Annotated in this window: 10 protein-coding genes; 6 read left to right on the forward strand and 4 right to left on the reverse strand. The window is 68.3% G+C overall.

Features of this window, described 5'->3' with window-relative positions:
• The coding region (locus CHC08_RS30800) for an ATP-binding protein (RefSeq protein WP_089210890.1) at positions 1–2,731 on the forward strand (2,731 nt) is incomplete at its 5' end.
• A 3-nt stretch (positions 2,732–2,734) separates the two neighbouring features.
• Positions 2,735–3,367: a response regulator gene (locus tag CHC08_RS30805; protein WP_089210891.1), complete on the forward strand. Its 633-nt coding sequence runs from the start codon at positions 2,735–2,737 to the stop codon at positions 3,365–3,367.
• Positions 3,368–3,565: 198 nt separating this feature from the next.
• On the opposite strand, the gene CHC08_RS30810 is transcribed toward CHC08_RS30805, so the two are convergent.
• Positions 3,566–4,804 carry an NYN domain-containing protein gene (locus tag CHC08_RS30810; RefSeq protein ID WP_089210892.1) on the reverse strand — a complete coding sequence of 413 codons (1,239 nt, stop codon included), beginning with the start codon at positions 4,802–4,804 and terminating at the stop codon, positions 3,566–3,568.
• A 391-nt stretch (positions 4,805–5,195) separates the two neighbouring features.
• A complete protein-coding gene (locus CHC08_RS51790) occupies positions 5,196–8,288 on the reverse strand; it encodes a sigma factor (RefSeq protein WP_245878662.1) in 3,093 nt (1,030 codons plus the stop codon).
• A gap of 135 nt (positions 8,289–8,423) precedes the next feature.
• Here CHC08_RS51790 and pyrE point away from each other — a divergent pair, with 135 nt between their 5' ends.
• Complete coding sequence (pyrE, locus tag CHC08_RS30820; protein ID WP_089210894.1) at positions 8,424–8,960, forward strand: orotate phosphoribosyltransferase; 537 nt, start codon at positions 8,424–8,426, stop codon at positions 8,958–8,960.
• 1 nt (position 8,961) lies between these two features.
• Here the strand turns inward: pyrE and CHC08_RS30825 are convergent, their stop codons facing one another.
• Together CHC08_RS30825 and CHC08_RS30830 are read right to left on the reverse strand one after the other, a co-directional pair.
• Positions 8,962–9,435 (reverse strand): hypothetical protein, encoded by a 474-nt coding sequence (locus tag CHC08_RS30825; protein ID WP_089210895.1) that lies wholly within the window; start codon positions 9,433–9,435, stop codon positions 8,962–8,964.
• 78 nt (positions 9,436–9,513) lie between these two features.
• The gene (locus CHC08_RS30830; protein WP_089210896.1) at positions 9,514–10,239 is read right to left on the reverse strand and encodes a DedA family protein; all 726 of its coding nucleotides are present in this window, start codon (positions 10,237–10,239) and stop codon (positions 9,514–9,516) included.
• Between the two features lie 171 nt (positions 10,240–10,410).
• On the opposite strand from CHC08_RS30830, the gene fbaA reads away from it, so the two are divergent.
• The 3 genes from fbaA to CHC08_RS30845 all read left to right on the forward strand — a co-directional run bounded on the left by fbaA (position 10,411) and on the right by CHC08_RS30845 (position 13,461).
• Positions 10,411–11,433 (forward strand): class II fructose-bisphosphate aldolase, encoded by a 1,023-nt coding sequence (fbaA, locus tag CHC08_RS30835; RefSeq protein WP_089210897.1) that lies wholly within the window; start codon positions 10,411–10,413, stop codon positions 11,431–11,433.
• A gap of 100 nt (positions 11,434–11,533) precedes the next feature.
• Positions 11,534–11,953: a DUF3151 domain-containing protein gene (locus tag CHC08_RS30840; RefSeq protein WP_089210898.1), complete on the forward strand. Its 420-nt coding sequence runs from the start codon at positions 11,534–11,536 to the stop codon at positions 11,951–11,953.
• 224 nt (positions 11,954–12,177) lie between these two features.
• Positions 12,178–13,461, forward strand: coding sequence for an adenylosuccinate synthase (locus CHC08_RS30845; RefSeq protein WP_089210899.1), 1,284 nt, complete (start codon positions 12,178–12,180; stop codon positions 13,459–13,461).
• Positions 13,462–13,494: the final 33 nt, after the last annotated feature.

Genomic DNA, 13,494 nt, shown 5'->3' on the forward strand with positions numbered 1-13,494 from the left:
CCGCCAGATCGCGGCCGTGTCCACCGCGGTGGCCCAGGGAAACCTGTCCAAGAAGATCACCGCCGACGCCCAGGGCGAGATCCTTCAGCTCAAGGACACCCTGAACACCATGGTCGACCAGCTGTCGATGTTCGCCGACGAGGTCACCCGCGTCGCCCGCGAGGTCGGCACCGAGGGCCAGCTCGGCGGCCAGGCCCGCGTCCGCGGCGTCTCCGGCGTCTGGAAAGACCTCACCGACAACGTCAACTCCATGGCCAACAACCTGACCTACCAGGTGCGCAACATCGCCGAGGTCACCACCGCCGTCGCGAACGGCAACCTGACCCGCAAGATCGACGTGAACGCGCAGGGAGAGATCCTCGCGCTGAAGACCACCATCAACACCATGGTCGACCAGCTCTCCTCCTTCGCCTCCGAGGTCACCCGGGTGGCCCGCGAGGTCGGCTCGGAGGGCCAGCTCGGCGGCCAGGCACGGGTCGAGGGCGCCGAGGGCATCTGGAAGCGGCTCACCGAGAGCGTGAACGAGCTGGCGGGCCGCCTCACCACCCAGGTCCGCGCGATCGCCGAGGTCACCACCGCGGTCGCCCGCGGCGACCTGACCCGCTCGATCGCCGTCGACGCCGAAGGAGAGATCGGCGAACTCAAGGACAACATCAACACGATGGTGTCCAACCTGCGCGACACCACCACGGCCAACCAGGAACAAGACTGGCTCAAGTCCAACCTGGCCCGCATCTCCCGCCTCATGCAGGGCCATCGCGACCTGATGGAGGTCGCCAAGCTCATCATGAGCGAGCTGACCCCCCTGGTCTCGGCCCACTACGGCGCCTTCTACCTGGCGAATCCCTTCGGCGAGCATGATCTGCACCTGATCGCCGGGTACGGCGCGCGTCCCGGCTCCCATCCCCGCCAGCGTTTCGCCACCGGCGAGGGAATCGTGGGACAGGCCGCGATGGAGGGTAAGGGGATCATGCTCAGAAACGTCCCCGCCCGGTATCTGACCGTGGACACCGGCCTCAGCACCTCGACCCCGGCCCAGATCGTCGTGCTGCCGATCCTGTTCGAGACCCAGGTGCTCGGCGTGCTGGAGCTGGCCTCGTTCAACCAGTTCAGCGAGGTCCACCACGACTTCCTGACCCAGCTCGTGGAGACCATCGGCGTCACCATGAACACGATCATCGCCAACTCCCGGACCGAGGACCTGCTGACCGAGTCGCAGCGCCTCACCACCGAGCTGCAGGAGCGTTCGGACGAGCTCCAGCGACAGCAGGAGGAGCTGCGCCGCTCCAACGCCGAGCTGGAGGACAAGGCCGCGCTGCTGGCCAAGCAGAACCGGGCCATCGAGATCCAGAACTTCCAGATCGAGCAGGCGCGCCGCACGCTGGAGGAGCGCGCCGAGCAACTCGCGGTCTCCTCCCGCTACAAGTCCGAGTTCCTGGCCAACATGTCCCACGAGCTGCGCACTCCCCTGAACAGCCTCCTCGTGCTGGCCAAGCTGCTCACCGAGAACGCCGAGGGCAACCTCACCGCCCAGCAGGTGGAGTTCGCCAAGACCATCCATGGCGCCGGCTCGGCCCTGCTCCAGCTGATCAACGACATCCTCGACCTGTCCAAGGTCGAGGCCGGGCGGATGGACGTCCACCCCCAGCAGATCTCCCTGCCCAAGCTCGTCGACTACTTCGAGGCCACCTTCGCCCCGCTGGCCCAGGACAAGGGGCTCTCGTTCGCGGTCGAGGTCGACCCGTCGATCCCGCAGGAGCTCCGCACCGACGAGCAACGCCTCCAGCAGGTGCTGCGCAACCTGCTCTCGAACGCGATCAAGTTCACCCCCAAGGGCGAGGTACGGCTACGCGTGATCCGCGCCCAGCCCGCGGTGGCCTTCGTGGACGACACCCTGCGCGGCGCCGACGGCATACTGGCCTTCGAGGTGGTGGACACCGGCATCGGCATCGCCGCCGACAAGCTGGAGGTCATCTTCGAGGCGTTCCGCCAGGCCGACGGGACCACCAGCCGCAAGTACGGAGGGACGGGCCTGGGCCTTTCCATCTGCCGCGAGATCGCCCGCCTGCTCGGCGGCGAGATCCACGTGGTCAGCAAGGTGGGCGAGGGCAGCACCTTCATCCTCTACCTGCCGCCGTCCTACGGCGGCCCGCTGGCCTCGCGCGACGGCGGGGCCACCGCGCCCAACTCCTCGCCCCGCAACCCGGCCCTCGTCGGAGTGCTGGAGGACCCCGACGACCTGCCCGACATCCCGCTCTCCGATGACCTGTCCCTTCCCCCGTTCTCACAGGGCGAGGGCAAGCCGTGGAAGGGCGAGGACCCGCTGACCGGGGCCAAGATCCTGATCGTGGACGACGACATCCGTAACGTGTTCGCGCTGACCAGCGTGCTCGAACGCTACGGATCCACGGTGGTCTACGCCGAGAACGGCCGCGAGGGCATCGAGCAGCTGGAGCGCAACGAGGACGTCGCCCTGGTCCTGATGGACATCATGATGCCCGAGATGGACGGCTGGGCCACCACCTCCGCGATCCGCCGGATGCCGCAGTTCGCCGATCTACCGATCATCGCGCTTACCGCTAAGGTCATGCGGGGCGACCGGGAGAAGAGCATCGCCTCCGGCGCCTCCGACTACGTACCCAAGCCCGTGGATGTCGACCGCCTGCTCGAACGCCTGCGCGGATGGCTCACCCGGGGCAAGCCGGCCACCGATTCGAACGAAGGCGTGTGATCGATGCCGGAGCGAGCCAAAATTCTCCTGGTCGACGACCGGGAGGAGAACCTGATCGCGCTCGAAGCCATCCTGAGCTCGCTCGATCTGATGCCCATCCGGGCCAAGTCGGGGGAGGAGGCGCTCAAAGCCCTGCTCGGCACCGAATTCGCCCTGATCCTTCTGGACGTCCGCATGCCGGGCATGGACGGATTCGAGACCGCGGCCCACATCAAACGCCGCGAACGCACCCGCAACATCCCGATCATCTTCCTGACCGTGGTCGACAGCGCCCCCGACTACGCCTTCCGCAGCTACGCGGCGGGTGCCGTCGACTACCTCACCAAACCGTTCGACCCCTGGGTGCTCCGGGCCAAGGTCGCGGTGTTCGTCGAGCTCTACAACATGAACCGCCGCCTGGCCGAGCAGGCCACCATGCTCCGCGAGCGCCTGAACACCGAGCTGCCGCCGGGTGACGCCGCCGAGCACGCAGCCGTGCTCCCCGAGCTCTCCAAACGCCTCACAGCGGTCGAGGACGAGCTCACCCGCGTCGTCGAACTGGCCCGCAAGGGCGGCGATTCCAGCCTCACCGGCTCGCTGTCCGACCTGTCCAACCGCCTCAAACACCTCCGCGCCGGCTTCGACGCCCTCACCTGACCGGAGCATCGGACCACGAGGTCCCGGAAGGCGGCCCGCGACCGACCGCTCGGCCTCGGGGGCCGCGCGGGTTCCGGCGCCAGGGGCGTCCCGGGAGACCGGCAAGCGGTCACTCCGAAATCTCAGGGCCGCGCGATAGCTGCGGGCCGCTCGGGGAGCGCCCAAAGGGGTGACCCGCGACCGGCCCTGAGGAAGTGGTTAGCGGCGGGCGCGTTCGAGGGCGTCCCAGAAGCCCCTGCGGAGGGCGTGACGGACCTCGTCGTGGAGAAGGAAGTCGATCGGCAGGGAGGAGCCCTGGAGGAGGCGTGCCTCCAGGTCTGAGGGCATGCGAGGCTTGCGGGCCAGCACCGCCTCCAGCCACAGGGCGGGCGCGTCCTTGGCCACGGACTCACCGAAGTCGTGACCCTCCTTGTGCGCGGCCTTCACCGCGTCGGAGAGGGTGGTCGTGCCGCTGGTGGCCGCGGTCTGAATCGGCACGGGAGCCGCCTGGGGCCCGGTGTAGGCACCGAGCTGGGATGCCTGGTAGCCCGGCATGCCGCCGGTGTTGCCCAAGGAGTATTGGGGGGCAGCCGTCAGCGGACCGGTCGGGCCGCCTGGAGCCGCGGGGGGCGGGGCCGGAGGAGTCGGAGGCGGCTGGACCGGAAGCGCCGGAGACTCGCGGGTGTAGCTCGGATAGGCCGGAAGCGCGGGCTGGGAGTGGGCCGCGCGAGAGGTCTGGGCCGCCGGAATCGGACTGGTGGGCGCGGCGCCGTTGCCGCTGTGGGAGCCACCCGTCTGACCGTTGCCGCTGTGAGACCCGCCGTGGGAGGCGCTGCCCTGGCCGTTGCCGCTGTGCGAACCGCTGCTCTGGCTGTTGGCGATCTGCTGGAGACCGTTGCCCAGGGCGGGCGACTCCATGGTGCCGCCGCTCAGGCTGACATAGGGCCGCAGGTGGCTGCCGCCGATCTCGATCAGGTCGTCGCATTCCTGACGGAGCGTGCGGGACACCGCCCAGCTGCCGTCGGCGGCGATGTGTATCACGGTGACCCGGATGCCGAGGTCCTGGGCGTCGCAGACGACCTGCGCCAGATCCTCGTCGCCGCTGACCACCACCGCGTCGCAGACCGCGCTGTTGCGGGCCAGCGTCATCAGGTCACGGTGAACCTGGGCGTCCACACCCTCGCGACGGCCGGGGCGGATGCGCGACAGCCTGAGCTTGAGGCCGGGAATGTCGGCCAGCGTGTCGTGCTCGGGTGTGCGGCGGCCCTCGACGGTCGCCTCGTACCAGTAACAGCGCAGCAACGGCAGGCCGGTGCGCTCCATGGAGAGCTTGTTGAGCATTTGGAGCATGCCTGGGTAATCCCAGGAGACTGCTTCGCGATGGCGGGTCCCATGCACGGCCATCGCGCCGTCGGCCAGCAGGTAGCCAGCGTCCACGAACAGCGCGCAGCGATCCACGCGACACCGCCCTTCTTACGTGGCCCGACCCTTGGACTCAGACAAGTCTGAAGGAACCCCGGAGAGACCAGATAGACGGCCCTTCCTCAGGGTAATCAAGCAGCTGATCGTCCGAGGGTGAATCCCGACGATTCCACCCGCGCCCGCCCATACGCCGGACCGTTTACGCAGACCGTACCAGTTTGTCCCGTTCTTGAGATGCCACCCGCGAGGTCTACTCACCTCATCCCGGCGCCACCTCCCCCTTCGTTTTCCGGGACCGGTCCATCCCTCCGCCCCCTCCCGACACCTACCGTTCACCCCCGTCACGATCTCCCGAAACCCGCTCGCCACCTGCGTGAACATGAACACCACCGCTCTCACGGACCGATCCGGACGCTCGCCGTTCCCGTCATGGACGCGTCTGGACACTCACCACCGCGGCCCCGAAGAGCAAGACGTCCTGACGGGTGCTCACCGTGAGCGCCGGATCCCGCCCGAGGGTCGCCTGGAAACCGTCCACGTCCGTGCCGAAGGTCATGCTCGTGTCCCTCGCCCCGGTGGCGGATCCGTCGAACGGATTGCCCTGATCCCTGTCCCCGCTGTCCGGACGGAGCGTGTGGCCGCCCAGCGTCACCCTGTCTCCCCGCACGGCCGCGTCGCCCTCCCAGGTCACCAGGGCCACCCGCGCGGGCATGCCGGTGGACGTCAGCCCGTCGAGAGGGACCCGCACCGATCGGTGCCTCCCGTCCAGCACGGTGGCGGTGTCGACGACAACGGCCTGGCTGTACGGCCGGCTCGGATCGGCCACGATGATCACCAGGCTCCATCCGGCGTGCTGCGAGACGCCGGGCCGCAGCGAGGCGTCGGCCGCCCAGTACGTTCCGCGGACCTCGTCCACCAGCCCCGTCACGTCGGCGAACGCCTGGTATCTCCGGCCGGCAGGCAGCTCCCTCTCCATCACCCGCGCCGCTTTCACCTGCCGGTATCTCTCGTCTCCCGGCGCCCTGAACTTGATCTGCCCGCTGGAAGGCGCGCTCCCCGACCAGTAGAGACCGGCCCAGACCAGTTTGCTCGTCCTCGGCAGGAGCAGCTGGGCGGCGCTCGAGTTTGTCGTCGAGGAGTCTCCGTCCTGGTCGAAAGGACGCATCGCCCAATCGTTGTTGTCCCGGCGGTCACTCGTGCGCGAGCGGGCGGCAGAGCACACGGAACCGGCATACGCGCAGCTCATCAGGGTGTTCCCGATCGCGGAGGTGACCACCTGGCCGTCCGTGGCGAACCGGGCGGGAGCGCCGGTGGCCCGCACCCCGCGGCTCGACCTGGCCGTCATCCGCGATCCCTCGGCGGAGACCGTGACCGAGGGCGCCGAACCCTCGACCGCCGCCGCCGAGACCAGGACCCGCAGGAACACCGCCGTGGCCCGGCCCGCCGCCAGCGGGCCCCGAATGCATCGCGCGCCTCGGGCCCGTACCCGGCAGGACCAGCCGTCGACCGTGCCGACCGGCGTGACCACGGCGGCCGCCCGCCCTCGCTTGGCCCCCGCCAGCAGCGTCACCCCGCCCGGCAGGCCGACGTCGGCGACGAGCTCGCCGCTCTCCCCGCCGCCGGAGTTGCGCAGCCGTACCGCCACGATGCCTGACTCGGACCTGACCAGCGCACCGAGCGCGTCGATCCTGGCGACCAGGCCTGACGGGGACGTGGAACTCGTCTGCCGCTCCAGATCCGCCGCGCCCCGGGAGTCCGTCCTACCCCGGGCACTCGCCCCACCTCCGGGACTCGCCTTGCTTCGGAGACTCGTCTCGCCTCGGAGGCTCATCCCGCTCCGGGGACTCGCCTCACCTCGCGGGCTCCCCGTACTCCCGGGGCTCGCCCCACCGCCGGGACTCCCCTTGCCCCCGGGACTCGCCTCACCTCGTGAGTTCCCCGTACTCCCAAGGTTCGCCCCACCGCCGGGGCTCGCCTTACCCCCGGGACTCCCCGTACTCCCGAGGTTCGCCCCGCCCCCGGGACTCGCCTTACCCCCGGGACTCGCTTCGCTCCGGAGGTTCGCCCCACCGCCGGGACTCCCCTTGCTCCGGGGACTCGCCTCTCCTTGGAGACCTGTGCCACCTGCGGGACGCGCCTCACCTTCGGGACTCGTCCCACCTCCAGGACGCGTCGCGCTTCCGGGACTCGTGTTTCCGGGAGTCGCGTTTCCAGGAGTCGTCTCGCCGTGGAGATCCGTCCCACCTCCGGGACTCGGCTCGCGTACGGGTGGCGCCACGGGCCCGGGGCTCTCTCGTCTCCCTGCCTCCCCACCTCTCCCTGCCTCCCCGCCGGGAGACGGCCACGGGGCCTGCGGCTCGGGATCCGGGGTCACGACCAACGGCGCCGCGACGGACGAGGGCGACGGCTCCTCGGCCGACACCAGCGCGAGCGCCGCCACCACAACCGCCGTGGCCGCCGCTCCGGCCATGGTCACCCGCCGCCGGGATCTGGGCGCCCGCCGCCACCAGCCGGGCACCCCGCCTCCGGCCGTGGCGCCCATCTTGCCGAGCGCCGTCCGGTATCCGGCGAACGCCGGACCCGCGATGAGCGGACCGACGACGGCACGCAGGCTCTGGCCCATACCGGCCAGTTCGACGAACACGGCGTGGCAGTCGGGGCAGCCGTTCAGGTGCTCGTCCACGGCCCGGCTCTCGTCCTTGACCAGGCCGCCCCGCACATGGTGCCCCATCTTGCGCAGCATCGAGCGGCACTCCGGGGAGGGCGTCTCGGCCAGGTGGATCCGCAGGCAGGCCTGACGCATCTTCTCCCGAGCCTGGTAGGCCAGCGCGGCCACCCCGTTCTCCGTAAGGTCCGTCAGAACGGCGATGTCGTCGAGCCTGCCCGACTCGACCTCAACGTGCCAGAGGACGAGCTGCCACCGCTCCGGCAGGGACAGGAAGGCCCTGGCCACCGGCGAGTGCTCCAGATGGGCCAGAGTCGGATCCACGAAGGGCACCTTCGGATCGGAGAACTCGATCTCTCCACCGGACGCCTGATCGTCCTCCCTCTCAGATCGGTCATGGATCGTACCGATCTCCCCACCGGACCCCTGACCGCCCTCGCTCCCAGATCGGTCATGGATCGTACCGATCTCCCCACCGGACGCCTGACCGTCCTCCCTCGCAGATCGATCACGGATCGTACGGCTCTCCCCGTCGGACGTCCGACCGTTGTCCCTCTCGGATCGATCATGGATCGTACGGCGGAGCGCGGTGAGCAGATAGGTCCGGAATGCCCGCTCCGGACCACCGCCCCGCCCGATCACGTGGTGAATCCTGGTGAACGTCTCCTCTACCGCGTCCTCGACCTCGGCCGCGCCCGAGACAAGCTGCTGGGCCAGCGCCCAGGCCGCGGACACGTGCCGCCGGTAGAGCAGGTAATAAGCCTCCACAGGCTCCACAACCCCCGCAGCCCCCGCGTCCGCCGCGCGGGTCGCCGCCAGCAGTTCAGCGTCGCCTTGAGATGGATTTGCGCTCATTGTGACCTCATAAATACCGAGAGTTACCCACCGCATGATTCCGCAGCCCATGGCACGACTAAACCCCGATCGGATTTTTACCGTGGGGACCAGGTTCGAACCGAGTGTCCTGTGGTCCGCTCTAACCTTGATGCCATGAGTGATCGTGAGAACCTGCTGGTCGAGATCAAGAGCAAGGGCATCGTGCACGGCAAGGTCGTGCTGTCCTCCGGTAAGGAGGCGGACTTCTATGTGGACCTGCGCCGGGTGACCCTCGACGGGCAGGCGGCGCCGCTGGTGGGCCGGGTCATGCTGGACCTCACCGAGGACCTCGACTACGACGCGGTCGGCGGGCTCACCCTGGGCGCCGACCCGGTGGCGACCGCCATGCTGCACGCGGCGGCGGCGCGAGGAAGGAAGCTCGACGCGTTTGTGGTCCGCAAGACGCAGAAGGCGCACGGCATGCAGCGCCGGATCGAGGGACCGGACGTGACGGGACGGCGGGTGCTGGCGGTGGAGGACACCTCCACGACCGGCGGATCTCCGCTGACCGCGGTAGAGGCGCTGCGCGAGGCGGGCGCCGACGTCGTGGCCGTGGCCACGATCGTGGACCGGGGAGCCGCCTCCGCGATCGCCGAGGCAGGCCTGCCCTACAGGACCGCCTACAGCCTGGATGACCTCGGCCTGGGCTGAGTCACCCGTCTCGGGAGACGGTGAATTCCTGACGCTCCCCGGACTTGCCCGGGGGGCGGACGGCGCCGTTCACCTGGACGCGGACGGCGGTGGAGTCTGCCAGCACCACGTCGATCTTGGCATCGAAGGACTGGGCCTGCTCGTCCTTGACCATCTCCCGGTTGAGCAGCACGTCGCCTCCGACGACCTTGAGGAAGACCATGGGGCAGCGGTCCCGTTCACACTGGACGAGGACCGTGGGGACCCGCCCCGAGGCGGCGGCGGACGCCGTGGGGGCGGCCGCGGAGGCTGTGGGGCCCGTGGAGGCGACGGCCATGGGGGTGACGTCCGCGGGCGAGGAGGCCGGGGGCGGGGGCAGCGCGACCGATTCCGGGTCGGGGTCCAGCGCGCCGACCAGCGAGAGAACGCCGACCACGATCAGGGCAACAAACGCCAGCACCGCCAGACCTGCGAGAACCAGTCGGGCGACACCCATCGGATCAGAGCTGTGGCGTCCCACACTGTGGAGGTTAGCGGCTGGTGAGGGTGTCTTACGACCGACCGGTCACATCGGTTACGGCTGGATGTCTCGCCTGGCCGGGGTGGTAGGAGCACCCAGACGGTGCTTTCCTCCGGATTCAGGAGCACCGGAACCGCCACCCTTACGGCCCTTCACGAATTCCATGACAATCGGGATGAGCGAGAGCACGATGATGACGAGGGCGCCCGGCAGAATGTATTTGTCGATGTCGGGCACCGCGGATCCGACCACGCGGCCGAAAATCAACATGCTGTCGGTCCAGAGGATGCCGCCCACGCAGTTCCACAGGAAGAATCGCTTGCGGTCCATGCCGAGCATGCCGGCGACCGGGTTGAGGAACGTGCGCACGATCGGGATGAACCGGGCGAGCACCACGGCCTTGGCCGGACCGAATTTCTGGAAGTAATACTCGGCCTTGTCGACGTGCTCCTGCTTGAAAAGCTTGGAGTTGGGCTTGTCGAACAGCCTGCGGCCGAATGTGGCGCCCAGATGATGTCCCAGCTGTGCCCCGGCAATGGCGCAGAGCGGGGCCAGGACCAGCAGCACGGGGAACGAGAGCGGCGTGAGCCCGGGAATGGCCGCGGCCGCCTCGACGGTGCTGAAGACCCCCGCGGCGACAAGCAGAGAGTCGCCGGGCAGGAAGAATCCGAGCAGCAGCCCGGTCTCGGCGAAGATGATGCCGAGCACCCCGATGGTGGCGAACGGGCCAAGAAGGCCGAGCCACCACTTGGGGTCAAGGAGATTGTGCAGGAGGTCCATCAGCGTGAAGCTTATCGGCGACGGAGCCCCGCCGCCGACAGATCGCACCGTTCGAAGTGGTTGCGAAGCTATCCGGCCGGGGCAGAACCCGGAATACTAGCGGACGGGCATTGTCCGAAGCCCCGCGCCAGCTGTTAACAGCTCACAGCCGTCTCCAGGGAGATGACACCGATGCCTATCGCGACTCCAGAGGTCTACGCCGAGATGCTCAACCGAGCAAAGGCGGGCGGGTTCGCCTATCCGGCGATCAACGTAACCTCGTCCCAGACCCTCAATGCCGCGCTCAGAGGCTTCGCCGAGGCTTCGAGCGACGGCATCATTCAGGTGTCCACCGGCGGCGCCGACTTCCTTTCGGGTACCACCATCAAGGACATGGTGACCGGTTCGGTGGCGCTGGCGGAATACGCCCGCGTCGTCGCGGCCAAATATCCCGTGACCGTCGCCCTGCACACCGACCACTGTCCCAAGGACAAGCTGGACGGCTTTGTACGACCGCTGCTCGACATCTCGCTCGAGCGGGTCGCCAAGGGACAGGACCCCCTGTTCCAGTCGCACATGTGGGACGGCTCCGCCGTACCGCTGGACGAGAACCTGGAGATCGCCGCGGATCTCCTGGAGAAGGCGGCCCGCGCGAGGATCGTTCTCGAGGTGGAGATCGGCGTCGTCGGCGGCGAGGAGGACGGCGTCGTCGGCGAGATCAACGAGAAGCTCTACACCACCGCCGATGACGCCCTGGCGACCGCCGAGGCCCTGGGCCTCGGCGAGCGAGGCCGTTACATGCTCGCCGCGACCTTCGGCAACGTGCACGGCGTCTACAAGCCGGGTCACGTCAAGCTCCGGCCGAGCGTGCTGAAGGACATCCAGGACGCGGTCGGTGCCAAGTACGGCAAGGAGAAGCCCTTCGACCTGGTCTTCCACGGCGGCTCCGGCTCGCTGCTGGAGGAGATCCAGGAGGCCATCTCCTACGGCGTGGTGAAGATGAACATCGACACCGACACGCAGTACGCCTTCACCCGCCCGATCGCCGATCACATGTTCAGAAACTACGACGGCGTACTCAAGGTCGACGGTGACGTTGGTAACAAGAAGGCCTACGACCCCCGGTCGTACGGCAAGGCCGCCGAGACGTCGATGGCGGCCCGCATCGTCGAGGCCTGCCAGCACCTGAAGTCCGCGGGTACCAAGATCTCCTAGCGAGAAACCAGCGGAAACCGGCTCCCGAATCGGCCCTCGGAGAGAAATCTCCGAGGGCCGATCTTGGCCTGACACGTCTTCACCGGGTAGGACTGTCGTCATGGAATCGCACGAGAATCTCATCGCCGGCCCGCCGCCCACCCTGCTCCCGGACCTGTCCGAGGCCCGGGAGGCACTGGAGTCCGGCGCCCAAGCATCCGACGTCGCCGCGCGCTTCCCCACCTACCCGGCCGCATGGGCAGACCTCGCGGACGAATACTTCCTGGCCGGACACGCCGTGACCTCGTACGCGTTCGCCCGCACCGGCTACCACCGCGGCCTGGACCAGCTCCGCCGGTCGGGGTGGAAGGGACACGGCCCGATCCCCTGGAGCCATGTCCCCAACCGCGGTTTCCTGCGATGCCTGCACGCGCTGGCCCGCGCCGCCCAGTCCATCGGGGAGAAGGACGAGGCCGAGCGCTGCTTCCAGTTCCTGAAGGATTCCAGCGCCGAGGCCTCCAAAGAACTGACCGGCCGCTGAATCCCCGGCGACCTCTGAGGCCCTGGGATCCCCGAGATCGTTGAGGCTTCAGAGGTCGCTTAACCCACCAAAATCACCCAGGTCACCGAAGTCTCCGAGGTCAAGGGATCGTCCTTCCTTGGCTGGGAGATGCCCATTTCGGACGTCGTCGGGTATTCTCTCCACGCAAGAGCCCCTGTCGCGATTGCGCCAGGGGTTTTCGTTTTTGTGGTGGGAGATTCACGATGCCGGCTGTCGTTCTCTTTGGTGCCCAGTGGGGCGATGAGGGCAAAGGTAAGGCGACCGACCTGCTCGGCGACCAGGTCGACTACGTCGTCAGATACCAGGGAGGAAACAACGCGGGTCACACGGTTGTGATCGGCGACCAGAAGTACGCGCTGCATCTACTGCCGACGGGGGTGCTCTCCCCGAACGTCATCCCGGTGATCGGCAACGGCGTTGTCATCGATCCGAGCGTGCTGCTGAGCGAGATCGACGGGCTGGCGGCCCGGGGGGTCTCCTCCGAGCGGCTGCTGATCTCCGCCAACGCGCATCTGATCATGCCCCACCACAGGGCCATCGACAAGGTCACCGAGCGCTACCTCGGCAAGGCCAAGATCGGTACCACCGGCCGGGGCATCGGCCCCGCCTACGGGGACAAGATCTACCGGATGGGCGTACGGGTCCAGGACCTGCTCGACCCGGGCATCCTGCAGCAGAAGATCGAAGTCGCGCTGAACGAGAAGAACCAGATCCTCACCAAGATCTACAACCGCCGGGCGATCGACGCGGGCAAGGTCCTGGAGGAGTATCTCGGCTACGCCGAGCGCCTCAAGCCGCACATCGCGGACACCTCGCTGATCCTGAACAAGGCTCTGGACTCTGGCAAGGTCGTCCTGCTGGAGGGCGGCCAGGGCAACCTGCTCGACATCGACCACGGCACCTACCCGTTCGTCACCTCCTCCTCCCCGACGAGCGGCGGCGCCTGCTCGGGCTCGGGCATCCCGCCGACCCGGCTCACCCGCGTGATCGGCATCATCAAGGCCTACACCACCCGCGTCGGCGCCGGACCGTTCCCGACCGAGCTCGACAACGAGATGGGCGAGTGGCTGCGCACCACCGGCGGTGAGTACGGCGTGACCACCGGCCGCAACCGCCGCTGCGGCTGGTTCGACGCGGTGATCGCCCGCTACGCCACCAGGATCAACGGCGTCACCGACTTCTTCCTCACCAAGCTGGACGTGCTGTCCGGCCTGGAGACGATTCCCGTCTGCGTCGCCTACGAGGTGGACGGCGTCCGCTACGACGAGATCCCGATGACCCAGACCGACTTCCACCACGCCAAGCCGGTGTACGAGGACTTCCCCGGCTGGAAGGAGGACATCACCGGTGCCAGGAGCTTCGAGGACCTGCCCGCCAACGCGCAGTCCTACGTGAAGGCCCTGGAGAAGATGAGCGGCGCCCGGATCTCCGCCATCGGCGTCGGCCCCGGCCGCACCGAGACTCTCCAGATCAACCCATTGATCTGATTTTTTCCCGCTACGGCGCGCGCCTGGGAACCC

The organism is Streptosporangium subroseum, assembly GCF_900188345.1.
GTDB classification, from domain to species: domain Bacteria; phylum Actinomycetota; class Actinomycetes; order Streptosporangiales; family Streptosporangiaceae; genus Streptosporangium; species Streptosporangium subroseum.